Annotated in this window: 27 protein-coding genes; 1 reads left to right on the top strand and 26 read right to left on the bottom strand. The window is 42.5% G+C overall.

Annotated features, from left to right (window positions below; genetic code table 11):
• From mreC to ppk1, 24 genes are all read right to left on the bottom strand, one after another.
• Positions 1-879 carry a rod shape-determining protein MreC gene (gene mreC, locus NKF87_RS06870; protein WP_226853538.1) on the bottom strand — a complete coding sequence of 293 codons (879 nt, stop codon included), beginning with the start codon at positions 877-879 and terminating at the stop codon, positions 1-3.
• Entirely contained in the window at positions 879-1,907 is a 1,029-nt protein-coding gene (locus tag NKF87_RS06865; protein WP_055284239.1) for a rod shape-determining protein, read from the bottom strand. The genes mreC and NKF87_RS06865 overlap by 1 nt, the downstream gene beginning before the upstream one ends.
• Positions 1,908-1,941: 34 nt before the next feature.
• Entirely contained in the window at positions 1,942-2,634 is a 693-nt protein-coding gene (radC, locus tag NKF87_RS06860; protein WP_226853536.1) for a RadC family protein, read from the bottom strand.
• Positions 2,635-2,694: 60 nt separating this feature from the next.
• Positions 2,695-2,955, bottom strand: a complete 261-nt coding sequence (locus NKF87_RS06855) for a DUF4321 domain-containing protein (RefSeq protein ID WP_028085939.1) — start codon at positions 2,953-2,955, stop codon at positions 2,695-2,697.
• 142 nt (positions 2,956-3,097) lie between these two features.
• Entirely contained in the window at positions 3,098-4,729 is a 1,632-nt protein-coding gene (locus NKF87_RS06850; RefSeq protein WP_253584297.1) for an NAD(P)/FAD-dependent oxidoreductase, read from the bottom strand.
• Between the two features lie 24 nt (positions 4,730-4,753).
• Positions 4,754-5,995 (bottom strand): NAD(P)/FAD-dependent oxidoreductase, encoded by a 1,242-nt coding sequence (locus tag NKF87_RS06845; protein WP_226853533.1) that lies wholly within the window; start codon positions 5,993-5,995, stop codon positions 4,754-4,756.
• Positions 5,996-6,037: 42 nt separating this feature from the next.
• A complete protein-coding gene (locus NKF87_RS06840) occupies positions 6,038-7,321 on the bottom strand; it encodes an aminotransferase class I/II-fold pyridoxal phosphate-dependent enzyme (protein ID WP_195956781.1) in 1,284 nt (427 codons plus the stop codon).
• A gap of 62 nt (positions 7,322-7,383) precedes the next feature.
• A complete protein-coding gene (locus tag NKF87_RS06835; RefSeq protein WP_117597483.1) occupies positions 7,384-7,680 on the bottom strand; it encodes a hypothetical protein in 297 nt (98 codons plus the stop codon).
• Positions 7,674-8,618, bottom strand: a complete 945-nt coding sequence (gene miaA / locus NKF87_RS06830) for a tRNA (adenosine(37)-N6)-dimethylallyltransferase MiaA (RefSeq protein WP_253584295.1) — start codon at positions 8,616-8,618, stop codon at positions 7,674-7,676. The genes NKF87_RS06835 and miaA overlap by 7 nt, the downstream gene beginning before the upstream one ends.
• Before the next feature lies 1 nt (position 8,619).
• Entirely contained in the window at positions 8,620-10,581 is a 1,962-nt protein-coding gene (gene mutL / locus NKF87_RS06825; RefSeq protein WP_253584293.1) for a DNA mismatch repair endonuclease MutL, read from the bottom strand.
• A 3-nt stretch (positions 10,582-10,584) separates the two neighbouring features.
• Entirely contained in the window at positions 10,585-13,233 is a 2,649-nt protein-coding gene (gene mutS, locus NKF87_RS06820) for a DNA mismatch repair protein MutS (protein WP_330642811.1), read from the bottom strand.
• A 28-nt stretch (positions 13,234-13,261) separates the two neighbouring features.
• Positions 13,262-13,720, bottom strand: coding sequence for a putative ABC transporter permease (locus NKF87_RS06815; RefSeq protein ID WP_253584292.1), 459 nt, complete (start codon positions 13,718-13,720; stop codon positions 13,262-13,264).
• Positions 13,721-13,789: 69 nt separating this feature from the next.
• Positions 13,790-15,235 (bottom strand): tRNA (N6-isopentenyl adenosine(37)-C2)-methylthiotransferase MiaB, encoded by a 1,446-nt coding sequence (gene miaB / locus NKF87_RS06810; protein WP_253584290.1) that lies wholly within the window; start codon positions 15,233-15,235, stop codon positions 13,790-13,792.
• Between the two features lie 81 nt (positions 15,236-15,316).
• A complete protein-coding gene (locus NKF87_RS06805) occupies positions 15,317-15,499 on the bottom strand; it encodes a DUF4250 domain-containing protein (RefSeq protein ID WP_055284249.1) in 183 nt (60 codons plus the stop codon).
• 49 nt (positions 15,500-15,548) lie between these two features.
• A complete protein-coding gene (locus NKF87_RS06800) occupies positions 15,549-16,130 on the bottom strand; it encodes a 5-formyltetrahydrofolate cyclo-ligase (RefSeq protein ID WP_253584288.1) in 582 nt (193 codons plus the stop codon).
• The gene (locus tag NKF87_RS06795) at positions 16,099-16,320 is read right to left on the bottom strand and encodes a DUF896 domain-containing protein (protein ID WP_028085951.1); all 222 of its coding nucleotides are present in this window, start codon (positions 16,318-16,320) and stop codon (positions 16,099-16,101) included. The genes NKF87_RS06800 and NKF87_RS06795 overlap by 32 nt, the downstream gene beginning before the upstream one ends.
• A gap of 31 nt (positions 16,321-16,351) precedes the next feature.
• Positions 16,352-16,720, bottom strand: coding sequence for a hypothetical protein (locus tag NKF87_RS06790; RefSeq protein WP_028085952.1), 369 nt, complete (start codon positions 16,718-16,720; stop codon positions 16,352-16,354).
• A 47-nt stretch (positions 16,721-16,767) separates the two neighbouring features.
• Entirely contained in the window at positions 16,768-17,589 is an 822-nt protein-coding gene (locus tag NKF87_RS06785) for a pyridoxamine kinase (protein ID WP_117597487.1), read from the bottom strand.
• 2 nt (positions 17,590-17,591) lie between these two features.
• Positions 17,592-19,262 carry a putative polysaccharide biosynthesis protein gene (locus tag NKF87_RS06780; protein ID WP_253584286.1) on the bottom strand — a complete coding sequence of 557 codons (1,671 nt, stop codon included), beginning with the start codon at positions 19,260-19,262 and terminating at the stop codon, positions 17,592-17,594.
• Between the two features lie 47 nt (positions 19,263-19,309).
• Positions 19,310-19,804: an rRNA maturation RNase YbeY gene (ybeY, locus tag NKF87_RS06775; RefSeq protein WP_055284254.1), complete on the bottom strand. Its 495-nt coding sequence runs from the start codon at positions 19,802-19,804 to the stop codon at positions 19,310-19,312.
• Complete coding sequence (locus NKF87_RS06770; RefSeq protein WP_117597489.1) at positions 19,801-20,814, bottom strand: PhoH family protein; 1,014 nt, start codon at positions 20,812-20,814, stop codon at positions 19,801-19,803. Before NKF87_RS06770 ends, ybeY begins: the two co-directional genes overlap by 4 nt.
• A 3-nt stretch (positions 20,815-20,817) precedes the next feature.
• Positions 20,818-22,080: a sporulation protein YqfD gene (locus NKF87_RS06765; protein ID WP_117597490.1), complete on the bottom strand. Its 1,263-nt coding sequence runs from the start codon at positions 22,078-22,080 to the stop codon at positions 20,818-20,820.
• 11 nt (positions 22,081-22,091) lie between these two features.
• Positions 22,092-22,364 (bottom strand): YabP/YqfC family sporulation protein, encoded by a 273-nt coding sequence (locus NKF87_RS06760; protein ID WP_117597491.1) that lies wholly within the window; start codon positions 22,362-22,364, stop codon positions 22,092-22,094.
• A gap of 66 nt (positions 22,365-22,430) precedes the next feature.
• Positions 22,431-24,473 (bottom strand): polyphosphate kinase 1, encoded by a 2,043-nt coding sequence (ppk1, locus tag NKF87_RS06755; protein ID WP_117597492.1) that lies wholly within the window; start codon positions 24,471-24,473, stop codon positions 22,431-22,433.
• Between the two features lie 168 nt (positions 24,474-24,641).
• Here ppk1 and NKF87_RS06750 point away from each other — a divergent pair, with 168 nt between their 5' ends.
• Positions 24,642-25,043 carry a hypothetical protein gene (locus tag NKF87_RS06750; RefSeq protein WP_117597493.1) on the top strand — a complete coding sequence of 134 codons (402 nt, stop codon included), beginning with the start codon at positions 24,642-24,644 and terminating at the stop codon, positions 25,041-25,043.
• Between the two features lie 18 nt (positions 25,044-25,061).
• Here the strand turns inward: NKF87_RS06750 and NKF87_RS06745 are convergent, their stop codons facing one another.
• Both NKF87_RS06745 and rlmH read right to left on the bottom strand, forming a co-directional pair.
• Entirely contained in the window at positions 25,062-25,934 is an 873-nt protein-coding gene (locus NKF87_RS06745; protein WP_117597494.1) for a YitT family protein, read from the bottom strand.
• Positions 25,935-26,025: 91 nt separating this feature from the next.
• On the bottom strand, positions 26,026-26,505 hold the full coding sequence (gene rlmH, locus NKF87_RS06740) for a 23S rRNA (pseudouridine(1915)-N(3))-methyltransferase RlmH (RefSeq protein ID WP_028085962.1): 480 nt from the start codon (positions 26,503-26,505) through the stop codon (positions 26,026-26,028).
• Positions 26,506-26,523 lie beyond the last annotated feature (18 nt).

Raw genomic sequence — 26,523 nt, 5'->3', positions numbered from 1 at the left:
TTACTCTCCCTTTGTATCTGCGGATTCTTGTTTGATCAGGTCGTTTTTCGTTGTGGTAATAACGAGAACCTCCTGCAGTTTAGTGAAATCTACAGCAGGTGTAATATATCCGGACCGGGTCAGGTTATTAGAATCCACTTTCACTTCACTGACGTATCCGACAAAAAGTCCCTGAAGGAACCGGTCACTGACATGAGATGTAACAACCTGTTCTCCGACTTTAATCTTATTATCGTTATTGGCAAGTTTTTCAAACCGGATCCTGCCGTTTTCCATCTGTTTCAAGTCTCCTCTGACTACGCAGGTGTCGGAAGTTGAAAGGAGCATTGCACTGATATTACTTTCGTCGTCAATAATGGAACGTACTCTCGCATAATGCGGACCAACCTCCGTTACAATTCCGACCAGTCCGCTTCCGGCGAGGACATTGCAATTCTTTTTAATGCCGTCCTTCTTTCCTTTGTCGATCGTAAAATCACTGAACCAGTTGGAGCCGTTATTGGAAATGACGTGTGCACCTACTTTTTTGTAATCAGAATAATTTTCATCCAGTTTATATAATTCTCTCAGCCTCTCCAGTTCATATTGATCCTGGCGTAGTCGCGTGTTGTCGATCGTAAGGTCGTCTACTTTGGACTGTAATTTTCTATTTTCTTTTTTCATGTCCTGTAGTGTTTCAAAGTTATCGGAAAGATCGCTCATATAGCGTCCAACATATCCGATCCCTTTCTGCATAGGAATGACTGTATAGTTTGCAACGAAACTGATTGGTCCGTTCCCTCCGGTAATACGTTCCACACCCATCAGGATGACGCATATGACGATTACGATGATCAGCCAGTATTTACTTGGAAGGGAAGATTGATTTTTTGTCTTCATTATCTCATCCACCTATAATTATCTTCTATCATTGAAAATGTCAGTTTTCTTAAGTCTTTCGACATAATAATACGTTTCAGGCCATTGACTGCACAGGTATCCGGTTCCAGGGCAGTTCTTGACTTGATGCCTACCATCTGTTCGATATAAATTTCAAGACCGGGCATATTTGCAAGTCCGCCAGTGAGGAAAATACCATTCTCATAGATTGCTTTGCGGACTTCCGGAGGTGTTCTATCAAGAAGGGAATGGATGGCTTTGACGCATTCCAGTAACGGATCTTTCATTGCAGCACGGATCAGCATGATAGAAACCGGCTTCCGCATCGGTACACCTGTGATCAGGTCTCTGCCGGCTACCGATAAGATAGAATCAGAATCTCCGGTAAAGACATTGAAATTCCGTCTCAGTACTTCAGCAGTCTGCCGACCGATCAGGAAGTCGTGACTGTGCTTTACAAGATTGATAATCCCCTGATCAAACGTATGTCCGCCTACTTTTACGAGACGGTTCAGTACCATTCCGCCTCCGGCCAGTACAGACAGTTCGGTAGTTTCACCACCGAAATTCGCGATCATGATTCCTTTTGTATTCTGAATATCCAGATTTAATCCGACTGCATCGGCAATCGAACGTTCTACGATATTTACTTCTTTTGCTTTTGCTGTTGAATGGATCACAAGATCAAAGAACGCCTTCTTTTCTACTTCGGTAACGTCTGTTGGAACAGCAATTACATATTCAGAACCACGGGAAAACTGTCTTCCTCTTTTTAATAAGTTCTGAAGAAGAAACTGCATGTCGTTAAATCTGGAAATAACGCCCTCTTTCATCGGAAATGTGATCTCGATATTTGAGGGAGCTTTCCCATACATACTAAATGCATCATCACCAACCGCAAAAATATCACGGTCACGATTGTCTTTAAATGCGATTACGTTCTTCTCTTTCCAGATCGTGTCTTTTTTCTTATCATAGACCTTGATGTCATAAGACCCAAGATCCAGTCCGTATACATTTCTTGCCATCTGACAGAATCCTTTCTATCTTGGTTGCAGAATTTTACAGCATTCCCTCTTCACGAAAACTTATATAACAATTATTGCCAATTATAATATGGTCTAACAGCTCAATTCCAATTAATGCACCTGCATCCTGAATCCTTTTTGTTGTCAGCATATCTTCCCGGCTTGGAGACGGATCTCCGCTTGGATGATTATGTAAGATGATAATGGATACTGCATTTTTCTGCAATGCTTCTATAAAAAGCTCTCTTGGCGTGACCAGGGATGCATTCACAGTCCCTTTGGAAATGGTAGTTTCGCCAAGAAGCTTTGCCTTCGAGTTTAACATTAATAATTTCATATGTTCCTGTTTCTCATGTCTTAAATCTTCCATATAATATTGCGCAATCGTTTTTGGATCGGTAAAACATACTGTATCCTGATAAGACGCTTTTGCAAGCCTTTTTGCAAGTTCAGATATACATGATATCTGAGTTGCTTTTACGTTGCCAATCCCTTTGATCTGCTTCAGACGTTCAGCGTTAAACTGATGAATTCCGAGAATGCCGATTCCGCCGGCATGATAAAGAATTCTTCCTGCAAGTTCCAATGCATTTTCACCGCGGGTACCGGTTCGTAACAGCACTGCCAGCAATTCAACGTCACTTAAATGTTCGGCTCCGAGACGGGAACACTTTTCATATGGTCGCTCGTCTCTCGGCATTTCTCTTATGGTATTTGATTGATTCATATTATTCTTCAGATTCGCACGACATTTTTACAGACTCAGTCAAAAGACAGATTCTGTAAATTATAAGAAACGATATATGATAATGGAAAGAATCACGCCAATGATACTTGCCATGGTTATCTTTATCGATAGACCAAATGTTATGACCATTACTCCGAGATTCAGAACGATCGGATCGTCTATCCCGAAAGATTGTCCATAGCCCAGCCAGGATAAAGCCGGCACCCCTTTTGCCAGTTCACCAATAAAGCCACCAAGAACTACTCCTGCCAGCAGAAGCAGAAATAAAGCCCAGGCGTTTTTACTTCCTGCACCTTTCATATGTACTCCTCCTCGTTTTTCCTATCTAAAAAACTCAATACATTTTATCACATTTCAGAAAAAGTGTATAGGTTTATGATATTAAAAAATTCTTAAACTTCTTTTCATTTTTTTACATAAAATGATCAGATTAGATAAAAAATTAAGATTCCATCTTGAACGGATGATAAACGGAAGCAATCATTTCGGCTGCTTTGATTCCGTCCATAGCCGCAGAGGTAATCCCGCCTGCATAGCCTGCGCCTTCGCCGCAAGGATAGATCCCGCGGATTTCGCTCTGAAGGGATTTGTCTCTTATGAGTCGTACAGGCGAAGAAGTCCGGCTTTCTACTCCCGAGATGACGGCATCGCACCGCGCATATCCGGGAAGCTTGTGGTCAAAGATCTGAATTCCTTCTGTCAGCGACTCTGCAATGAATTCCGGAAAAATATTTCTGACGTTTGCAAGCTGATACATACCTTTTATATGCGGAGTGACTGTACCCAGCTGCACGGAAGGTCTGTTTTCACAGAAATCCCCAAATAACTGTACCGGAACTTTGCCGTTTCCCTCGAGATATGCCGCTTCTTCAAGCTTTCTCTGGAATTCGACACCAGCGAGCGGATGATCACTTCCAAAATCATCGGGTGAAACAGTAACGATCACTGCAGTATTGGCATTCTGGCTATCCCGGCGGCTGTAACTCATTCCGTTAACGGCAAGCCGGTGTTCTTCGGAAGAAGCATTTACGACATATCCGCCCGGACACATACAGAAGGTATATACGCCTCTTCCATTATCGAGGTTAGCGGTCAGTTTATACGGTGCTGCCGGAAGAAAGGAAGGATAATTCTTACCGTATTGATCCTGATTGATCATTTCCTGCGGATGCTCGATTCGTACACCAACAGCAAATGCCTTCGGCTGCATTGGAAGGCCGTGCTGATATAACATGGAAAAAGTATCCCGTGCACTGTGACCAATGGCAAAAACTGCAAGATCTGTATCGAGCAGATATGTTTCCTTCTTTTGCGAATCGTAGATTTTAAGTTTGCGGAGAATCTTTTGACTGTTGTCGGAATGTGTCTGAATATCAGTGACTTGTGAGTGAAACCGTACTTCTCCACCATGAGCACAGATATATTTCCGCATTTCTTTTACAACTGCAGAGAGCACATCGGTACCGATATGAGGTTTGCTCTCGTAGGTGATGGATTCCGGAGCACCGTGTTCGGCAAAGATACGTAGTACTTCATGGTTGCGTCCGAATTTGTCTTTTACCAGAGTGTTCAGTTTTCCGTCAGAAAATGTTCCGGCGCCACCCTCACCGAACTGAACATTTGATGAAAGATTCAGCTGTCCGTTTTCCCAGAATGCTTCCACATCTTTTGTACGCTGATCTACATCGGCTCCGCGTTCCAGAAGAATTGGCTGATATCCGTGCGCAGCGAGCATATAACCACAGAACAGTCCGGCAGGACCTGTTCCGATAATGACCGGCCGGTGTGTCAGTTCCTTTGTCCCTTTTACTTCGAAATGGTAGCTGTCCGGCTTAACCTGGAACTGTATCTGATTATTTTTGACCGTTTTCTTAACTTTTGCTTCATCTCTTACCTGGACATCTACAGAATAGACATAGTAAAGAACAGGCTTTTTTCTGGCATCAATCGACTGTTTGCGGATTTGAAAGCCCTGAAGTTCCTCTTTTTTTATGCAAAGTGTTTTTAAAATCTTGCGTTCAAAGTCGTCTGATGTATGTTCAATGTTCAGTTTCATCTGGTTGATCCGAATCATATGTTTTTACTCCTTTACAGTTTGTCATCTATCTGATGATATATCGTTTGCAGCAGCAGTTCCGGCAAGATAACCGGTCGCCCAGGCCCATTGCAGATTGTACCCTCCGCAGATGCCGTCCACATCCAGCAATTCCCCGGCAAGATAAAGGTGCCGGACATAACGGGATTCCATAGTGTCGGGAGTGATTTCTTCTGTTGAGATTCCGCCGGCACAGACTTGTGCATTATCAAAACCATTAGTGGTATCAATTGTTACTACGTTATTCTTAACTACCTGAACAAGACTTTTTATCTGTGTATCCGACAGATCACCTGTCAGTGTATGCATCCGGATGCGTGCCTGCTCTAAAAATCTTGGGATCAGCTTCCGGTGAAAGATTCCAAGAAGATAATCTGCGCAGGTCATCTGCTCTCTTCCGTTTCTACGTTTCAGCAAGAACTCAAAAAATGCCTCTTCCGTAAAAGCAGGCAGGAAATCAATGTTCACTTTTGCATCCTGCTTTAAATACAGAGATTTGGCAATATAGCGGCTGATCTGGAAAACCGGTATTCCGGAAATGCCGTAAGCCGTAAGCTGTAATTCCCCGTGATCGGAAGCTGCCGGTTGTCCATGGCATACTGCAGTTACGACAGCATCCGTACGGACCCCTGCGGCTTTGGCAAACGGATGATTCTTTACTTTTAATTGAACCAGAGCAGGTACGACCGGAACCATCGTATGTCCGAGCTCCTTTGCAAGTGCATAACCACTTCCGTCGGATCCGAGCTTGGAATTCGCTTTCCCGCCGCAGGCAAGGATTACAGCATCTGCCTTTTGCTTTTGATGATCTGTCAGGACCGTAAAACCATGAGATGTTGGACTAATACCCGTCACAGTCACATCAGTGGTTATTTTTACATGCAGACGATCCAGTTCTGATTTCAACAAATCAAGAACGGTGGAAGCCTGGTCGGAATAAGGATAGACGTAATTTCCTCTTGCCTTTGTCAGAAGCCCAAGAGATGTGAAAAACGCAATGGTGTCTTCATAGCCGAATTTCTGTAATACTTCTTCTACAACGGAAAGATTGTCGCTGTGGAAATAAGAGGCGTTCATATCTTTGTTTGTCAGGTTGCATCTCCCGTTTCCGGTTGCAAGAATTTTTTTGCCTGCGCTGTCTTTCTTTTCGTATATCAGGATCTGTGCCTGCGGGTTCGTCCTTGCGGCTGCAATTGCCGCCACAAGACCGGAAGCACCGCCGCCAATGATTGCTATTTTCTTCATATCTATTCTTCCAAATATTGCAATGATTATATATATTGAGGGTTACAAAGTTACAATTCCGGCACGTACCAGATACTCTAATGACATCAGTATTCCAAGCTTGGCATGCGGCCAGGTGAGACCTCCCTGAAAATATACGGCATACGGCGGTTTGATTGGTCCGTCTGCACTCAATTCGATGGATGATCCCTGAACGAAAGCACCTGCTGCCATGATAACGTCAGAATCATATCCCGGCATCGGCCATGGTTCCGGAGTCACATAGGAATCGACCGGTGCTGCTGCCTGAATTCCTTTGCAGAACTCAATGACGCCTTCCGGAATTCCAAATTCTACAGCCTGAATGATATCGTGTCTGCTTTCTGTGCTGTTTGGAATAACAGGGAACCCCAGTTTTTCATAAATATTAGCTGCAAAGATTGCACCTTTTAGTGCAGCTGCTGCCACTGTCGGGGCAAGGAATAATCCCTGGTAAAAATCTTTCATGATACCAAGAGATGCACCAACCTCTCTTCCGAGGCCCGGGGAAGTCAGTCGGTATCCGCATGCATCGATCAGATCTTCGCGACCCGCGATATACCCGCCGATCGGGGCAAGTCCCCCGCCGGGGTTCTTAATCAGTGAGCCGACTGTCATATCTGCACCGACATCACTTGGTTCGATCGTTTCGACAAACTCACCGTAACAGTTGTCCACCATACAGATCAGATCCGGTTTGAGCCGTTTGACAAATGCGATCAGCTCGCCGATCTGCTCAACCGAAAAGCTCGGTCGTGTCTGATAGCCTTTGGAGCGCTGGATTGCAACCATCTTTGTTTTCTCGTTGATTGCTTTTTTGATATTTTCGTAATCAAAGGTTCCGTCTTCCAGAAGATCTACCTGAGAGTAAGTAATGCCATATTCTGCAAGGGATCCATTTGACGGGCGGATACCAATGACTTCTTCCAGCGTATCATATGGTTTTCCGGCAGGTGCCAGAAGCTCATCACCCGGTCTTAGGTTTGCTGCAAGAGCCAGTGCCAGTGCATGTGTTCCGCAAGTGATCTGCGGACGTACCAGAGCGCTTTCGGTATGGAAAATAGACGCATATACTTTTTCGAGGGTATCTCTTCCCTGGTCATCATAACCATAACCGCTGGCATAATTAAAACATCCTGCGCTGACGCGGTTATCCTGCATTGCTTTTACTACTTTTAACTGATTGTATTCGGCAATCTTATCAATTTTTTCAAAACGTTTTTTCAGGTCTTTTTCTATTGTATTTCCGAACGAAAGGACTGTTTCACGGATGCCCATTTCGCTATAAATTGTGTTGATCGGTGTCATAATCTATATTTATCCTTCTTTCTGATTTTTTATTTTGATTTGTCGTAAATATTTCGAGAAAATCAACGGACTTCCAGCAGCTTGAAACGCAGGGATTCACACATAGCATCAAATGTTGGATTAATGGATGGAATCTGTTTCAAAACCGTTTCTGCCTCACGGTATCTTCCCATGTCATATAAAAGAGAAGCTTTATTAAGATCAAACATTGCCTGCTCGCCTTCGTACCGGATCATGGATTCCAGGCCGAGCAGTTCGCGGTAAGCAAAAGCAGTGTCCTGATTACGTGAATATATTTCCATCAGTTCATTCATTTTTCTCAAAAATTTGGATTTTCCTCTTAACTTTTTCTTCAGCATATTCTTCCCTCCAGATGCGAGAGCATTGCCTTTAGGATCCTGTCTTCATCATAATCATACACTTCTTTCTGAATCCACGTCACCTGACGTTCGCGCCGGAACCAGGTGAGCTGACGTTTGGCAAAATGCCGGGTGTCACGTTTGATGGTATAGACAGCTGTGTCCAGATCACATTCCCCGTCAAGATATGCCAGGATTTCTTTATAACCGAGTCCCTGCATGGAAACCATCTCTTTCGTACAGCCAAGTTCTTTCAGGTGTTTTACTTCGTCAACGAGTCCCTCTTCTATCATCTGGTCTACACGCCTGTCAATTCTTGCATACAACTGCTCTCTTGGCGCATTCAGAACAAAATAGACGAATTCATACGGGGATTCTTTCCGACGTTCCTCTTCGTTGTGTTCTGACATTTTCTGCCCGGTCTGACGGTAATATTCCAGCGCACGGATCACTCGTTTCACATTATTCGCATGAATATCTTCTGCGGATTTCGGATCAACTTTTCGCAGCATATTATGCAGGTATGCTGCCCCCTTTTCCTTTACAAGATTTTCCAGCTCTACCCGGTAAGTGTCATCCTGGGCGGTACCGGTGAAATCAATATCGTACAGCAATGCCTGGATATAGAATCCTGTTCCGCCGACAACGATTGGAATATGTCCGTTGGCATAAATCTGCTCCATTGCATTTTTAGCCATCTGTTGAAATCGAACGACATGGAATTCATCCCATGGTTTCAAATCATCTATCAGATAATGAGGAACACCCTGCATCTCTTCCGGGCGTATCTTGGCAGAACCAATATCCATGTATTCATATACTTGCATGGAATCGGCAGAAATAATCTCCCCGCCAATCACTTTTGCTAGTCCGATCGAAGCTTTTGTCTTCCCGACGGCCGTAGGCCCTGTTAGTACTACTAGTGGTTTCTTCTTCATTTTATACGATCCTCTTGAATTTCTTTTCTAATTCTCTCTTTGTCATTGCGATAATGGTCGGTCTTCCATGCGGGCAATGATAGGGGTTGTCCAATGATAACAGTTCACCGATCAACGCATCAACTTCTTGCACGGATAATTTCATATTTCCTTTTACGGCAGCCTTGCATGACATCGAAGCAATCTTTTCATCAATGAGATCCGGAGACTGATTGCGGGCAATCTCATCCGAAAGGCTGTCCAGCATCTGGATCAGCAGTTCTTTTTTCGCAATACTGAACAGATTATCCGGAACAGCACGAACTGCATAAGAGTCCTGTCCGAACTCTTCAATTTCGAACCCTATCCTTGTAAACCGGTCCATATAAGTGTTCAGCAATTCTGCTTCCCGCATACTTAAATTCAATACAATCGGCGGACTGATCATCTGCGAGGTGAATTCCCTGGTTTGCATAGATTTCAGAGTTTTTTCATACAGAACCCGTTCATGCGCTGCATGCTGATCGATAATATACAGACTGTTATCGTATTCTACCAGCCAGTAGGTTTCGAATACCTGACCGACTACTTTATATTTCTGCATGGCCTCTCTGGTAAGCAGATGATCTTCGAAAAGTTCCATTTGTTTTGGTGGATCTGGCGCAGTTGTCTGTCTTGATATTTGCGGTCTGACGGCAGTATTCTGCATGTAAGGTGTTTTTTCTTCTGCAATAGTTTGTATCGTATTTACCGGTTGTTTTGTTACAGCCTCTTCTTTTTTCTTCTTTTCTTCATGCTCTGCCAGTACCCGTTCTTTCATTTTGGACATGAAGTATTCCAGATTATGTTCCGGAGCAGATCGGACGGCAGGCTTTGGTTCCGGAGCAGATCGGACGACTGTCTTTGGTTCCGGTGTAGACTGGACGGCAGGCTTTGGTTCCGGTGTAGACTGGATGGCAGGCTTTGGTTCCGGCATCTCTACATGCGGAATCAGTTCTTTTTCGTGAAGTCCCTGATCAACTGCCGAATAGATAGCGTTATAGACTTCCTGTTGATTGTTAAAGCGTAGTTCCATCTTCGTCGGATGTACATTGACATCTACATGTTCTCCGTCAATCTCTATATGCAGTACCACAAACGGATATTTATGCTGCATGGTAAAATCCTTATATGCATCCTCGATGGCTCTGGAAATGATACTGTTTCTGGCATACCGGCCATTCACATAATAATTTTCAAAATTCCGGTTTCCTCTGGAGATGATTGGTTTTCCTAAAAATCCGGTGATTTTAAGTCCCGGTGTATCATATTCTGCTTGCAGAAGATTTGAAGCAATTTCGCGTCCGTAAATGTGATAGATGACATCTTTCAACTTTCCGTTACCGGATGTATGTAATTTGGATTGTCCGTTATTAATAAACTGAAACGAAATGTGTGGATGAGAAAGTGCAAGTCGCGTCATCAGGTCTCCGACATGGCTCGCTTCGGTCATCGGTGTTTTCAAAAACTTCCTTCGGGCAGGTGTGTTATAAAACAACTGCCGTATGATAAAGGTTGTTCCATCCGGTGCACCGGTATCTTCCAGAGTTTCTTCTTTGCCGCCTGCAATACGGTATAACGTGCCAAATGTCTGATCTTTTGTTTTTGTGATCAGTTCTACCTGTGCAACTGCCGAGATACTGGAAAGTGCCTCTCCGCGGAATCCCAGTGAACCGATGTGAAGCAGATCATCGACAGAACGGATCTTACTCGTTGAGTGCCGCAAAAACGCAGAGCGTACATCTTCCCGGTCTATTCCGCAGCCATTGTCTGTAATACGCATGAACGAGATCCCGCCATCCTTAATCTCTACGACAACTGCTGTAGCACCGGCATCAATGGCATTTTCCACCAGCTCTTTTACAACAGAAGCTGGTCGTTCGATCACTTCTCCTGCTGCAATCTTATCAATTGTAATCGGGTCTAACACCTGAATTTTACTCATCGTTTACCACCTGTTTTTTAGTTTGTTCTGAAGTTGATATAATGTATTCAATGCATCGATCGGAGTCAGATTGGCAAGATCCAGTTCTTTGATCTCCTTGATGACATCATCATCTTTTACAGTATCAAAAAGTGACATCTGGGCAAGATCTACCTCATCAAAATGCTTTGTCTTTGGTTTGGATGCTTCCTGCCCCTGCACTTCGATCTCTTTGATCTTACCGGTTACATCTGCCTGTACCAGTTCTTCTACGATCTCTTTTGCCCTGTCTGTAACTGACTGTGGAACACCTGCAAGCCTTGCAACCTGGATTCCGTAACTTTTATCCGCACCGCCCTTGACAATCTTACGCAGGAAGATGATATCGTCACCTTTTTCCTTTACGGCAATACAGTAATTGTTAACATTTTCAATTTTTCCTTCCAGTTCAGTCAGCTCATGATAATGTGTTGCAAATAAAGTTTTTGCTCCTAACAATTTGCTGTTACTGATATATTCAATCACTGCCCAGGCAATACTCAAACCGTCAAAGGTACTGGTACCGCGACCAATCTCATCAAGGATCAGAAGGCTCTTATTCGTCGCATTTCGGAGAATATTGGCCACTTCTGTCATCTCCACCATGAAGGTACTCTGTCCGCTTGCAAGGTCATCTGAAGCACCTACACGGGTAAAGATACGGTCAACCACACCGATATTTGCCGAAGAAGCAGGGACGAACGAACCGATCTGTGCCATCAGGACAATCAGGGCTGTCTGTCTCATGTATGTTGATTTACCGGCCATATTCGGACCCGTAATAATGGAAATCCGTTCCTTTTTGTCATTCAGATATGTATCGTTACAGATGAACATGTCATTGGAGATCATCTTTTCGACTACCGGATGACGGCCGTCTTTGATATCAATGAGTCCTTTGTCATTCATCTTTGGTCTGACATAATTATTTTGTTCTGCAACCAGTGCAAGAGAGGCAAATGCGTCTAATTTTGCAATGGCTTTAGCCGTCTTCTGGATGCGGACAACTTCTTTTCCGATAGTATCTCTGACTTCGGAATAAAGCTGGTATTCAAGAGCATACAACTTATCTTCTGCACCAAGAATCGTATCTTCCAGCTCTTTTAATTCCGGTATGATATAGCGCTCTGCATTGGCAAGCGTCTGTTTTCTTGTGTAATAATCCGGCACCAGATTTTTGAATGAATTGGTAACTTCCAGATAATAGCCGAATACTTTGTTATATTTAATACGCAGGTTCTTGATACCGGTCTTTTCACGTTCTTCTGTTTCCAGCTTTGCCAGCCAGTCTTTCCCGTCAGATTTGGCGTTGCGGAGTTTGTCCACTTCTGCATTGTAACCGTCTTTGATAATGCCGCCTTCTTTCATGGCGATCGGCGGATCTTCTTTGATGGAATCACTGACCAGCTTGCACAGATCTCCGAGCGTATCCAGTTCTTCATTCAATTCCTTTAAAAGAGGTGTCTGCATATCATTCAAGATATATTTTATATGCGGAAGCATTGCAAGAGAACTTTGGAATGCGATCAGATCTCTTGGATTCGCAGACTGATATGTGATCCTGCACACAAGCCGTTCCAGATCATAGACCGGTGAAAGGTATTCACGGATCTCCTCTCTGGAAATTGCATTTTTCACTAATTCATCCACAGCATCCAGTCGTTTTTCAATAGCGCTCTTGTCAATCAACGGCTGTTCAATATATTTGCGCAGGGTTCTTGCACCCATGGCAGTCTTCGTCTTATCCAGTACCCACAGAAGGGAACCTCTTTTCTGTTTGTCACGCAGTGTTTCACACAGCTCCAGATTTCGTCTGGTTGAGCTGTCCAAAAGCATATATTTTCCGGAAGCATAGATTGTCAGGTGGGAAATGTGTGATAAATCTCGTTTTTGTGTCTCCACCAAATACTGCATGAGTGCACCGGCTGCAATTACACCGCAGTCATAATCGGTAAGTCCCAGTCCTTCAATCGTACCGGCATGGAAATGTTCTTTCAAAACACGTTCACAGACTGCATCGTCGAAATACCATGAATCCAGAGAATATACGGTAATTCCAAGCTTTTCTTTTAACAATTCAAAATCCATACCGCTCATATAAAAGGCTTCATTACAGATCAGCTCTGACGGCATGAACTTATAGATCTCGTCAAACAATTTCTCAGAATTTTCAATCTCGGTTACCATGTACTCGCCGGTTGATACATCGGCGACAGATACGCCGTAATGATCCGATGCGTAAGCAATACACATGATATAATTATTCTTTGTTTCATCCAGTGCCTGCGTGTCCAAGTTGGTTCCGGGAGTTACGATTCTTACAACATCCCTTTTTACAATTCCTTTTGCAGCAGCCGGATCTTCCAACTGTTCACAGATGGCCACTTTATAACCTTTGGATACCAGTCTGTTCAGATATCCGTCCACTGCGTGATACGGGACACCGCACATTGGTGCGCGTTCTTTCAGTCCGCAGTTCTTTCCGGTTAATGTAATCTCCAGTTCTTTGGATGCAGTCAACGCATCGTCAAAGAACATTTCATAAAAGTCTCCCAATCTATAAAAGAGGATGCAGTCCGGATATTCTTTTTTCGTCTGCATATATTGCTGCATCATTGGTGTTAATTCTGCCACTTTTTTTACTCCTCTGATCATTTAAATTTTACATTTCATTATAGCATTTATATTTTGAATTTAAAAGGATAGATTTTTTCACAAACTGAGGCTTTTCTTCATCATACAGAAGATAAAGAATATTGGCGCTCAGATAGATCCCTGCTGCGCAGAGACATGTAAATAGCATGGTGTACGGCAGACATATCTGACCGAACAACTGAAATGGCATACAGCTGTAATCCCATACATGAAGTGCAAACCATTTATTTACGATAATACCTGTAATGAATTCTGCTGCTGTTACAAAGATGCTGCAGCGGAATACCTGCAGAAGAAAATCATCCTGCCAGTGTACCTGCTGTCCCTGATAGGAGAAAAACATCATACAGATCCCGCCCAGCACGAACATGGACCAGTGGGAAAAACCACGGAAAAGAATTTCCAGCGTATAATAGATCCAACCACCGATCCCCCACAAAAATAAATACTCACTGATTTTTTTCATACAAAAACGCCCTCACTATCTTGTTGATATTACATAGTTTGAGCGTTTTCATGGTTAATTATAATACATTTATTCTGCCAGTTCTCCCATATAATAGAAACCTTTGCATTCCGTCAGTCTGACATCGGCAAGCCGTCCGATCATTCCCTTATCACCTTTGATGTGTACCAGCAGATTATTACTTAAACGTCCTGTTACCATGGATGGGTCGTGTTCACTTACCGATTCGATCAGAGCAGTCTGAATGGTTCCTTCATGTACAGCGCATACTTCTGCCGCAATCGTATGTACTTCTTTCAGCAGTCGGTCAAAACGGTTTTTGACCACATCTTCCGGTACCTGGTCTTCCATCACGGCGGCAGGTGTTCCGGTACGTTTTGAATAGATGAAAGTGAATACGCTGTCATAACGCACTTTTCTTACAATATCCATAGTTTCTTCGAAGTCTTCTTCTGTCTCTCCCGGGAAACCAACGATGATATCAGTTGTAAGAGACACATCCGGAACATTCTTGCGGATTTTTTCTACCAGTTCCAGATACTGCTCTTTTGTATAATGACGATTCATCTTCTTTAAGATCCTGCTGCTTCCGGACTGTACCGGCAGATGCAGGTGTTTGCAGATCTTTTTGGATCTTCCCATAACTTCAATGAGTTCATCAGATAAATCCTTTGGATGAGACGTCATAAAACGGATACGCTCCAATCCTTCGATCTGCTCGATCTTTTCCAAAAGCTGGGCAAACGTAATCGGATTTTCCAGATTCTTTCCGTATGAATTAACGTTCTGACCAAGCAGCATGACTTCAACCACACCATCTGCAACCAGCTGGCGGATTTCCGATAGGATTGCCTCCGGGTCACGGCTTCTTTCTCTTCCACGTACATATGGGACGATACAGTAACTGCAGAAATTATTGCATCCGAACATGATATTTACTCCGGATTTAAAGGAATATTTGCGGTCATTCGGAAGGTTTTCAACAATCTTGTCGGTATCTTTCCAGATATCGATCACCATACGTTGTGATTCAAACCGTGTCACGATCAGTTCGGCAAATTTGAAAATATTATGTGTTCCGAAGATAATATCCACATAGCGGTAACTTGTTTTCAGCTTTTCTACAACCTCCGGTTCCTGCATCATACAGCCGCAGAGACCGATCATCATATGCGGATTTTTCTTCTTTCTTGGTTTTAACTGTCCGAGACGTCCGTAGACACGCATGTTGGCGTTCTCTCTTACCGTACAGGTGTTGAAAATGATAAAGTCAGCCTCATCTTCAGGCGCTTCTACATAACCGATCTTTTCCAGGATTCCACAGAGTTTTTCGGAATCACGGGCGTTCATCTGACAACCGAATGTTGTGACACAGAATGTCAGCGGACGTCCCAGTTCTTCGGATTCGCGCTGTACATAAGCTTTTGCTTTTTCGATAAAATAATACTGACGGGCAGTATCATCCGCAGGCGGTTCTTTTGTAATATCTATATCGTAATTCATAGTATTAAGCATTCTCTTTGCTCCTTTGTATTATTCATTATTAGTCTTTCACAGAAAGTGAAGACAACAGCTTTTTGCAGAATGTATGGCAATCTAGACAAATTGCTGTATGTCTGAATCATATGCATAATCAATCAACTTCAAAGCACTTATAATTTCTTCTTTATTGACATTCATATCGTCACATAAAGCATCCAGGCTGTGATAATAGTCTCTTAGTTTTGTATTGACCACACTGAGTAACAGCATGGGATCTCTGGGTAATCCGTTTGCCATTCTGGCTCACTCCTTTAAGTATTATATTTTTTCATATCTTAATCAGAAATTACAAAAAACATTCACCTGATTCCAATGGATAGATATGCTTTTCTGTAATAACTTTTTCCGGTTTTATATCATGTTCCTCAAAAGGCAGTTCTCTGTACATCTGCAATTCAAAAGCAACTGCAATCGTATGCAGATCCGGATGTTTTTCCAGATATTTGTCATAAAAACCGCCGCCATATCCGATTCGGTGACATTCTTCGTCAAAAGCGACACCCGGCATGATCAGAAGTCCGTCATATCCGTCGGCTTTGTATTCACCTGTCGGTTCCAGAATTCCATATGCACCAGGCTGCAGATCCTCTTTTTGTTCTACCAGATAAAAATTCATCTCGCTGCCCTCGACTCTTGGAAACCATACACTTTTACCAAGTTTCCAGGCTTCCTCCATGATTGCCAAGGTTCCGGTTTCGCCATTGTAATTCGCATAACAGTAGATGTCAGTCGCTTCTAAAAACAGTGGATGATTGATCACTGTTTCCGTGATAGTATTGGTGGTCTGTTGCCACACAAGCGGATCCATCTCTTTTCTGAGACGGATGATCTTATGTCTAATTTCCTTTTTTGTTTCCAAATTTCTCACCCAAATTCGTAATACTTCCGTCTTTTTCCTTTATAGAAATGTTGTTTAGCTGTCCGCGCAGATTTCTTTTGAAAGAATCAATGTATTCTTTTCTCAATATCTGCTGTTCTTTTAATTCCTCCGGTGTCAGACCTTCGGCTTTAGACTTGTGATATAATTCATTGATTCTTGCTACTTTCTTATCATCCATTATCTTTTGTCCTTCCTTAATATACTCAGATTTAACTCGAATAATTCTCGAGAAATCCGTATAGGGCTGCTGATGTCTCAACGTATTTTCCATTATGGATCTCCTGCTGCAGTGTCTCAGGAAGACCATCCAGTGGAATATCTGTGTATTCATATACCGTTTTTTTATCATTCAGATATACGACTACATAGCCATTCAGAGATTTCAGATAGTAACAGTCTTCTTTTAAAGCCTGTCCATCTGCGGCAACAGAAAGATCTTGTGTTTTTTGCTTCTCTGCTGTTTTCTCTGCCTGAATTTCACGTTTTCCCCTGTTTAAGCTAAGCTGATAAGCACAGGTGATTCCGAATACGATGAGGATCAGAAACAGTAAAAAGCCAATACCATACTTGTTTTTCATAATGAAGACTCCTTTTTTGAGTACAGTATTCGCTCAACTCACCCTATTTATACAATTTTCTTCAATGTTCTTTCAATTAAAAGGCCTTCCCGTTCCGGATAGTCATACTTTTCGCTTTCTCTGATACAGGCACAAACAAACGCATGCGAAGCCTGTACACTTTCCAAAAGGGAATTTCCCTGCAGAAGCTTTGCCAGGAACATTCCGTCAAATGCGTCTCCGGCTCCATGAAATTCTTTCAGGTTTTCACCATTTCCGATATAAAGAAATGCATTGTCTTCGTATAACACGATACCCTTTTTACAGTCGTCTTTTGGAACGCTGGTAATGATCATGTTTTTTGCTCCCAATTCACGGAGGATTTCACACAAATGCAGTACATTTCTGTGATTGCCTGTGAGCTGATATTCTTTTCCGGCGAGCAGATACATTTCTGTCAGATTTGGCAGAATTACGTCTGCATACGGAAGGATTTTCCGCATTGCAGCACCATAAGATTCGTCAAAATTTGTATAGTAAACTCCGTGATCACCCATGATAGGATCTAAAATAACCTTTGTGTCCGGAAATTGACTAATGAAATAGATGACGGCATCAATTACATCAGCTTTTCCAAGGTATCCGACAAAAATAGCATCAAATGTAATATGTTCTTTCTTGTAATGATCTGCACATGCACGTATATAGTCTCCGGGTACATGGCAGACCGCCGGAGTGCCATAGCCACCGGTATGTGTTGATAACAGTACTGTCGGTACTGGACATACCTCGATTCCCATCATGCTTAAGATCGGTGTCATATTCATCATGGCTGCCTTGCCGACACCGCAGATATCGTGTAACAGAGCAATTTTCTTTACTGGTCTCATACTTACTTGTATTCCCCTCTTATCAAATGTAGTCTCCGGCATATTGTCACAAGGGCTGCTCCTTTTGGCATGCCAAGTAATTCTTCTTCCGTAATCCCGCCAAGTGCAACGATAGATACTCCATATGTTGCAACTGCTGCCAGAAGTGCAATGATTGTTGCGATATACGGACCAGCGAATAATTCGAAGATCAGATGAATCACAATTGCGATCACACCCATGATCAGGGAAGCAAGTGTCGGAATTAAGAATGTTTTCTTTTTCTCCTGAACATAACCGATTCTGTCACGAAGTGCTTTCGCATTCAGTATGCAGATTGCTCCGGAGAATATGATCTTACTTAATACAACCGCATAAATGTTCCATTTTAGTACTACCAGCATCAGGAATAATGTCACGATATGGATCACCAGTGAAATTGCCGCATTTTTTACCGGTGTCATCATATCATCCAGTCCCTGTAATACAGAGTTGGTCACTGTTGACAGACAGAAAAAGACAACTGAAAGCGCCCCCATCTGAAGCATCCGTGCTGCTGTAGTATTATCCTGTGTAAAATATAATAAATTCAGGATCGGTTTTGCAAGTGTGATAAATCCAACTGCACATGGGATTGCGATCAACATGTTGAAACGGCTTACGGTATTAATCTTGTTATGTACCTGCTTACGGTTACCGGTCTGTACAGTGGCAACCAGGCTCGGCACCAGTGAGGCGGCAAGTGCACTTGAGATAGAGAGCGGCACATTGATCATTGTACTGTACTGTCCCTGAAAGATTCCAAGAAGACTTGCGTATTCTTTTTTGCTGAATCCCTGGGCAGCCATGACATTGTTAAAAAGTGCAGTATCTACAAAATCACTGATATTATATACCGTTGCACTTAAAATGACAGGTGCGATGGTCACAAACAACACTTTGTATACGGTTCTGTAACTTTCTCTTTTCCTTGAATGATCGTGTTTCATTTTCTTTTTGAATACTTTGTGGTATGCGAGAAAAATGAATCCGACAAATATCAAGGCGCTCAATGCACCAAGGACTGTTCCGAGTGTTCCGCCTGCTGCCGCATAGGCAGGACCGAAGGATTTGTCGCCTCTGGTCTTTCCGACAGCTCTTCCTGCATTGAATAATAAATATGCACCTGCGATCGATACAACAGCATTTACAATCTGCTCGATCACCTGTGAGATTGCTGTCGGGATCATAGATCCCATTCCCTGGAAAAATCCGCGTAACACCCCGAGAAGTGCTACGATCAGGATGCACGGTGCGAGAACACGGAGCGCATAGGCACTCATGTCAAGATGCATAATGGTTGTTGCAATAAAATCTGCTCCGAAAAATACCAGAAGAGAGACAATTCCACCGGCAAGAAGTGCAAAGGTCATAGCACCCCGGAAGATTTTGTTTGCATTTTTATATTCGCCGACAGCCACTCTTGCCGATACAAGCTTTGACACAGCTAACGGCAGACTGTACGAAGTCAGCATCAATGCAACTGAATAAATTGAAAATGCAACCGAATAATATCCGTTTCCTTCTGTTCCGATAATATTCAAAAGCGGAATCCGGTAAAAGGCTCCGATCAGCTTTGTGATAACTCCGGCAATTGCAAGAATCGATCCCTGTATCAGGAAATTTTTTTCATTTTTTTTATGTTGTTCCGACATACAGTTTTAACTCCATCATTTTGTAAAAAATTTATTAAGATCAATGATTATCTCAGAATGTCCAGGCGTTCCATGATCTCACGCTGTTTCTGTTCCATTACCTGACGTTCTTCTTCTTCCATATGGTCATAACCTGTTAAGTGTAACACAGAATGGGCAATAAGAAAAGCATATTCTCTCTTTGGACTATGCCCGTATTCTTCTGCCTGCGAAAGAACTTTTTCTTTTGATATCACGATATCCCCAAGCGTCAGTTCTCCGCTTTCCGGATCAAAGCAATCTTCTTCCTCTTCCAGAAAATCAAATGTTCCGGGTTCCGGATAGTCGATCATCGGAAAAGACAGTACATCGGTCGCACGGTCAATGCCTCTGAATTCTCTGTTCATTTCATGAATCTGTTCATTTTCTGTCAATAGCAGATTCACCTGTGCTTCGTACGGACAATTTACATAATCCAATGCTTCTTCTACTACTTTCTTTGCAAGTGTTTCGCATTCCAGAGGAAGCTTTATTTCGCCTTCTTCTTCAAAGTATAATGTCATGATTTTCGCCTCTTATCTTTTCCTTTGTATTTTGCGTCATTACCGTGACGGTTTTGTCTGCTTTCGTAATCTTCGTATGCTTTTACGATTTTTTGTACCAGTGGATGACGTACAACGTCCTTGCTGGTAAGGTGACAGATACTGATATCTTCGATATCTTTTATAACTTTTGCCGCCACATCAAGACCGGACACCTGTCCGGACGGAAGGTCTTTTTGTGTTGCGTCACCGGTGATCACGACTTTTGAGCCGAAACCGATTCGGGTAAGAAACATCTTCATCTGTGCCGGTGTTGTGTTCTGTGCTTCATCCAGAATAATAAAGGCATTATCTAATGTACGGCCACGCATGTAAGCAAGCGGAGCAACCTCGATCAGACCTTTTTCCGAATTCTTTATAAAGCTTTCCGCACCCATGATCTGATACAGTGCATCATAGAGGGGACGCAAATAAGGATCGATCTTACTCTGAAGGTCGCCCGGAAGGAATCCAAGCTTCTCTCCTGCTTCGATTGCCGGACGTGTCAGTATGATACGTCCTACTTCATTGTTCTTGAATGCAGTGATCGCCATTGCCATCGCAAGGTAAGTCTTACCGGTACCGGCCGGTCCGAGTCCGAATACGATCATCTGTTTACGGATTGCATCGACGTATTTTTTCTGACCGAGTGTCTTCGGCTTGATCGGTTTTCCCTGTAAGGTATGGCAGATAATATCTTTATCGATCTCCAGTACGTTTTCTTCGCTGTCTTCCATAACCAGTGCCAGAGTGTAATCTACATTCTGTTCCTGGATCGTGTTGCCTCTTTTTGAAAGTTCTACAAGCTGATCCAGCACTTTTTTTGCTTTTTCTACTTTCAAAGCATCTCCCATGATCTTGACGCTTTCACCTCTTGCGATCAGTGTTACATGAAGAGCGCGTTCTATTTTTTTTGCATATGCATCGAACTGTCCGAACACATTGGCTTCGTGTTCTGCAGGTATATCGATGACTGTCTCCATTAATCCCATGCATTAGTCTCCATTCTTTGTGTCGTCTTCCGCAATATAGTCCGACGGAAGCGGTGTGGACGGAACCTGCTTTCCAACGGAGCATCTGATCTTCAGTGTTCCTTTCGCAGAGTACGTCTCAGACCCTGTGTATATTTTAACATCATTCTGGATAATTTCTACCCCTTTTTTCTTCATTTCTTTACAGTAATTCTGAAAATCTCCGGATAATATCTTCCGGATTTGCGTTTTTGTATAATTCTTTTGTCTTTTCCGGTAAGGAGTTACTGTAATTTCTTCAAAGGTAAGAGGGAATATATTCAACGGCCTGAACTGCCACTGGAAGATGTGCTTTTCAAAATAAGGATATGTATTTTTTACAGAACCGATTCGGATCATATATCTTCCTGCCCGGATTGCATATTCTTTTTTCTGGATAAAATGATATCTTGATTTGTAATATTCTTTTTCGAAATAGTTTTTTGAGAGCATCTTTTGATACGGAATACAGGTTTCGCCGGATATGTCAGCATCCGATCTGCAGGGTGAGTACCCTGTGATTTCTTTTGCATCATTGCAGATGGGGATCTGTCCTGATACCAAAAGATCACCTTTTTTTACCTGTACACCTTTTTTTACCTGTGCGATGCCGGTTCTGGTAGTAATACTTGTGATGGTGCAGTCAGTGTCGGCAATGATATCTGTAGACTGGTTGTTTATCCGGGATATAGTGCTGTTATCCGCAAGGCCGTCTTCGTTTTCTTTTATCTGAATGACCAGCCTGCAGCCATCTATGGAAGCAGATACCCATATGATCCCGTCATATGTGCGCCTTAGATCCCGGACAATCTTCTGACAGTCTACATTTGTCTTTTTCATACCATTTTTAATCTGTTCGGATGCCAGAAATTTCTTTAAAGTATCATCCGTATACGACAGGTTCCCGCGGATATCAATTCCCCAGATATAACGTGTCATAAACAGGATAAGACAAATACAGAGAATAAATCCAGGAAACAGTATATGACGTTTCCGGTAGCGGTGAAAAAGAAAAGGAAGACCGCTGCGGCGGATGATACAAACCTTTGTGCCGGTCTTCCTTATAATTTCCTTTAGTCTGTGGAACCCACTGACCGACAGATTCATTTCATATGCTCCACAGACACGTTTCAGATCCCATATATAGATGTTTTTATAACGGCAGGCATTCAGAAAACGTTCGGGTGAATATCCTGACACACGTATCCGGACATAGCCTTTCAGATACCAGATGAACTGTTCAAACACAGCGATCCCTCCTATGTTTGGTATTCGATCGTCCTGATGTGACCGTGAATCATCATCTCATCATTGGTGTAATAGATGACTTCCAGTTTCCTGCCGCCGATTTTAATCTGTCCGCATCTGGTCTGCAGCCGGACAATCTGATCTGTATATTCCGTTATTCCTCTGTAATTTTCCACACATAGTTCATCCGTACCGGTAATCGTAAGAATCGGGAGCCCCATTGCTACATCTTTTGGGACTCCCGACATTTCCGCCGCTTTTTCTTTCCATTCCTGACGATTCATATCCATACCACTTTTGTGATTTATATCACTTTATGCATTCCGCCTCAGATATATACCTGCCCGGATTTAAGGAATCTCGTGGTATGCCTCAGCGTAAAAATATTCCTGTGCATTTACCGGTGTAAGATCATTACTCACACGGTGATAATTTCCGTCTACTTCCAGTTTTCTTGCTTTCTGATTATCAGAAAGCATAACGTCGAACATTTCCTGTAATTTCGTTTTCAGTTTGTCATTATATACCGGTGCAGCAACCTCTACACGTCGTACAGTATTTCTGGTCATGAAATCTGCAGATGCAATGTAATATTTCCTTCTTTCTTTGCTTCCGAAGATATAGATTCTGGAATGTTCCAGGAATCTTCCGACAATGCTGATGATACGGATGTTTTCTGTCTTTCCTTCCACTCCGGGGATCAGGCAGCAGATACCTCGGATGATCATATCGATCTTGACTCCGGCCTCAGAAGCCTCGATCAGTTTGTCGATGATCTTTTTGTCCGTAAGGGAATTAAGTTTGAATCCTGCATAAGCTTCTTCTCCGTTTCTTGCATGTGCGATCTCTTCGTCCAGCATATCCAACACTTTATTCTGCAAACACTTCGGTGCTACAAGAAGATGCCTGGTATGTTCAACAACTTCTCCCTTCGACAGTGCCTGAAATACATTGGAAGCTTCCAGCCCGATCTCTACATTGGATGTCATTAAAGAGAGATCCGTATATAATCGGGAAGTTTTTTCATTATAATTACCTGTACCAATCTGGGTGATATATTCTACCTGTCCTGCATTTTTTCTGGTGATCAGACAGAGTTTTGAATGCACTTTATATCCGTCTAATCCATAGATCACCTGACATCCGGCATCTTCCAGACGTCTGGACCATTCAATATTATTTTCTTCATCAAAGCGGGCACGAAGTTCAACTAATACAACGACCTCTTTCCCGTTTTCTGCGGCCTCTATCAATGCCTCTACAACCTTACTCTGCTTTGCAACACGGTATAAGGTCATCTTGATCGAGATAACATCCGGGTCTTCGGCAGCTTCTGTCAGCAAATGCAAAAACGGACGGATGGATTCATAAGGATAAGATAACAGTTTATCTTCTTCTTTGATCTGTGCTATAATGCTTTTTCCATCCTGGAACTGGTCGGATTTCTGAGGTGTTCTTTTCGGAAAATATAATTCCGGATTTTTTCTCAGCAGATCCTGGATCTGGAATACGAACGAAAGATCCAATGGTGTTGAGGACATGAATACATGATTTTCATCCAGTTCCAGATACTCACACAATACGGCAATTCCTTTTTTGTCCATATCTCTGGAAAGTTCCAGACGGATCGGAGCCAGTTTCTTACGCTGTTTGATCAGACCTGCCATGAATTCGCGGTAGTCCAGATCTTCATCGTATAAAGCATCCGCATCAATGTCAGCATTTCTTGTGATGCGCAGCAAAGATTTGGATTTGATCTTATACCCTTTGAATACAACCGGTGCAAAATGAAGGATCAGTTCTTCAGCAAGCATATATGTGCCAGGCATACCCGGTACTGCGATCAGACGTCCGAAAATATTGCTTGTGCATGGAATGATTCCGAGACGGTCTTTTTTCCCTTTTGCACCGAGTACCGCTACCGCATAGATCTCCTTGTTTTTCAAAAACGGAAATGGCTGTCTCCTTCCGATAACAGTAGGCGAAATAAGCGGTGCGATCTCTGACTTAAAATAACCTTCCAGATAACGGGCACCGTCTTCATCCAGTTCATTAAAACGCAAAATACGGATTCCCTGCTCTGTCACACGTGCCATCAGTTCTTCGTATACGGCTTCTTTTCTCTTGTTGATCAATTTAGTCTGCTTTAAAATTGCATCAATCTGTTCCTGCGATGTCATTCCTGTCTTGTTTTCGCAGATCTTCTTATCGAGAAGTGTCTGATCATATAAAGAACCCACACGCACCATGAAGAATTCATCCAGATTGCTCTGATAAATCGATGCGAACGTCAGTCTTTCGCACAACGGAACTTCCGGGTTCTCTGCCTCCTCAAGAACACGTTCATTAAACTTTAACCAGGAAAGTTCCCGGTTCATATATATCTTACTCATAACTTTTTCACCTTTCTTTGTATTGCATTTTCAATGTTTCTAATGTATCATAGTATTTCCAAACGATTATTAGATTTACGTTAAATCTATGTAAAATCAGCCTGTATCATTGCATCAAGGTCAGATAGTATGGTTTTGAAAGCCATATATTTTAAGGAGGTTTTATCTATGCATACATCATTTCTTGTTTTGATCATATTGGCACTTGTTATTGTTGCATCGATCATCACATCCATTGTTACGTATCTTATCCTTGCGGGGAGAAACAAAAGAATCCGTCTTGCCGAACAGTACCGGCAGATCGGGATTACCGATGGCTATCTGAGCATTCAGGAAGAGATAGAGAAAAATATCAAATCGGAACACATTAAGTTTACAACAGTTTCTCCTGTAAAAGCTCCGGATTTTGCGGATGAAGAACATACAGAACAGGAATCCGATTCAAAAGATATCTGGGTTATTGTCCGTGGGAAAGATAGTAATACATCCGAAAAGATCTTTGAATACTGGCATTTTATATATCAGGATTCCAGATGGATCTGTAAAGAACGTAAGAAAAAAGCTGGCTAAAAATACCAGCTTTTTTTCTTATCTTTCTTCCTGTTCTTTTTTATAGACTTTCTGCTGTGAAAATCCTCTTCCTCGTACTTCATTTACATTTCCGATGATCATAAATGCATGTGGATCAGTCTCCTGTACCAGCTGGTTCAGCCGCATCAGTTCGCGGTTGGATACAACGGTAAGGATCATCGGCTGATCATTTTTCAGATATCCGGTCTGTGTGTAGACAAGTGTTGTTCCACGGTCAAGCTGCTCCTGGATCAGACGGTTCAGCTCTTCAAATTTTTCTGTCATGATCTCTACTTTTGTACGGGTAGATCCCATCAGAAGCACCTTGTCTAAAATGACTGTGTAAATCAGTACCAACAAGATACCATATACAATCTCTTCTTTATTGGTGAAGAGCATCTGTGAGATTAAGATAACAAAATCAAATACGTACAGCATCACAGATACCGGAAGACCAAACTTCTTGTTCAGAACCAGCGGCGGAATATCCATTCCTCCGGTAGAGGCTCCGCACCGGATCACGACGCCGATCCCCATCCCGATCATCAGACCGCCGCATATAGTAGATAACATCTTATCGTCTGTTACATTCTGAAGTGCAGGCATTTGCTCCAGCACTCCCAGAATAACCGGATAATAAAAGGTACTGACCAATGTCGTAAGTGCAAATTTCATTCCAAGGACAACCGCTCCAAGCAGGAACATCAATGTATTGAATAGCAATACAAAACTATGGATTGGAAGTCCGAAATAATGATGGATCGCAATACCAAGCCCTGTTGTCCCGCCTGTGATCATATTATTTGGCAGAATAAACATGACGATTGCAAGTGCATAGATCGTATTCCCAAGTAAGATCATGCACAGATTTTTGAAATTTAAGTGTTTCATAGTTATATCATACCCTCTCCTGACATTTTCATCCATATTAGTATAAAGGATGATGGATTTTGATACAAGATTTTTCTTCTATTTCGGCAGTTTACTTATGATATGGCTCATGGCTGATAATACGGTAGCTTCTGTAAATCTGTTCCAGCAGAATTACCCGCATCAGCTGATGTGGAAATGTCATCTTTGAAAAACTCAGTGCATAGTCTGAACGTTTCAGCACTTCTTTTCCAAGTCCGATCGAACCGCCAATGATAAATATAATGTGACTGGATCCCTGGATTCCTAGTGTATCGATCTTTTCTGCCAATTCTTCGGATGTCAATAGTTTTCCCTTGATTTCAAGTGTAATGACATAGGCATCATCTTTGACATATTTGAGAATCCGTTCACCTTCTTTATCACGGATGCCGTCTTCTACAGTCTCACTTGCGTTATCCGGTGTCTTTTCATCTGCTACTTCGATGATCTCTAGTTTGCAGTAACGGCTCAGACGTTTGCTGTATTCTGCAATCGCGTCTTTTAAGTATTTTTCTTTTATTTTTCCTACTGTGATTAATGTTATCTTCATTCTATTGTTCTTTCTATA

The organism is Dorea longicatena (genome assembly GCF_024168045.1).
GTDB lineage: Bacteria > Bacillota > Clostridia > Lachnospirales > Lachnospiraceae > Dorea_A.
Note: the sequence above shows the minus strand (reverse complement) of the source record. Positions and strands in the feature narration are given on the sequence as shown.

Bases quoted from the DNA above. Each gene is read 5' to 3' on its own strand.
- mreC (WP_226853538.1), bottom strand. From the start codon at position 879: ATGAAGACAAAAAATCAATCTTCCCTTCCAAGTAAATACTGGCTGATC.
- NKF87_RS06865 (WP_055284239.1), bottom strand. From the start codon at position 1,907: ATGGCAAGAAATGTATACGGACTGGATCTTGGGTCTTATGACATCAAG.
- radC (WP_226853536.1), bottom strand. From the start codon at position 2,634: ATGAATCAATCAAATACCATAAGAGAAATGCCGAGAGACGAGCGACCA.
- NKF87_RS06855 (WP_028085939.1), bottom strand. From the start codon at position 2,955: ATGAAAGGTGCAGGAAGTAAAAACGCCTGGGCTTTATTTCTGCTTCTG.
- NKF87_RS06850 (WP_253584297.1), bottom strand. From the start codon at position 4,729: ATGATTCGGATCAACCAGATGAAACTGAACATTGAACATACATCAGAC.
- NKF87_RS06845 (WP_226853533.1), bottom strand. From the start codon at position 5,995: ATGAAGAAAATAGCAATCATTGGCGGCGGTGCTTCCGGTCTTGTGGCG.
- NKF87_RS06840 (WP_195956781.1), bottom strand. From the start codon at position 7,321: ATGACACCGATCAACACAATTTATAGCGAAATGGGCATCCGTGAAACA.
- NKF87_RS06835 (WP_117597483.1), bottom strand. From the start codon at position 7,680: ATGCTGAAGAAAAAGTTAAGAGGAAAATCCAAATTTTTGAGAAAAATG.
- miaA (WP_253584295.1), bottom strand. From the start codon at position 8,618: ATGAAGAAGAAACCACTAGTAGTACTAACAGGGCCTACGGCCGTCGGG.
- mutL (WP_253584293.1), bottom strand. From the start codon at position 10,581: ATGAGTAAAATTCAGGTGTTAGACCCGATTACAATTGATAAGATTGCA.
- NKF87_RS06815 (WP_253584292.1), bottom strand. From the start codon at position 13,720: ATGAAAAAAATCAGTGAGTATTTATTTTTGTGGGGGATCGGTGGTTGG.
- miaB (WP_253584290.1), bottom strand. From the start codon at position 15,235: ATGCTTAATACTATGAATTACGATATAGATATTACAAAAGAACCGCCT.
- NKF87_RS06805 (WP_055284249.1), bottom strand. From the start codon at position 15,499: ATGGCAAACGGATTACCCAGAGATCCCATGCTGTTACTCAGTGTGGTC.
- NKF87_RS06795 (WP_028085951.1), bottom strand. From the start codon at position 16,320: ATGGATGATAAGAAAGTAGCAAGAATCAATGAATTATATCACAAGTCT.
- NKF87_RS06790 (WP_028085952.1), bottom strand. From the start codon at position 16,720: ATGAAAAACAAGTATGGTATTGGCTTTTTACTGTTTCTGATCCTCATC.
- NKF87_RS06785 (WP_117597487.1), bottom strand. From the start codon at position 17,589: ATGAGACCAGTAAAGAAAATTGCTCTGTTACACGATATCTGCGGTGTC.
- NKF87_RS06780 (WP_253584286.1), bottom strand. From the start codon at position 19,262: ATGTCGGAACAACATAAAAAAAATGAAAAAAATTTCCTGATACAGGGA.
- ybeY (WP_055284254.1), bottom strand. From the start codon at position 19,804: ATGACATTATACTTTGAAGAAGAAGGCGAAATAAAGCTTCCTCTGGAA.
- NKF87_RS06770 (WP_117597489.1), bottom strand. From the start codon at position 20,814: ATGGGATTAATGGAGACAGTCATCGATATACCTGCAGAACACGAAGCC.
- NKF87_RS06760 (WP_117597491.1), bottom strand. From the start codon at position 22,364: ATGAATCGTCAGGAATGGAAAGAAAAAGCGGCGGAAATGTCGGGAGTC.
- ppk1 (WP_117597492.1), bottom strand. From the start codon at position 24,473: ATGAGTAAGATATATATGAACCGGGAACTTTCCTGGTTAAAGTTTAAT.
- NKF87_RS06750 (WP_117597493.1), top strand. From the start codon at position 24,642: ATGCATACATCATTTCTTGTTTTGATCATATTGGCACTTGTTATTGTT.
- NKF87_RS06745 (WP_117597494.1), bottom strand. From the start codon at position 25,934: ATGAAACACTTAAATTTCAAAAATCTGTGCATGATCTTACTTGGGAAT.
- rlmH (WP_028085962.1), bottom strand. From the start codon at position 26,505: ATGAAGATAACATTAATCACAGTAGGAAAAATAAAAGAAAAATACTTA.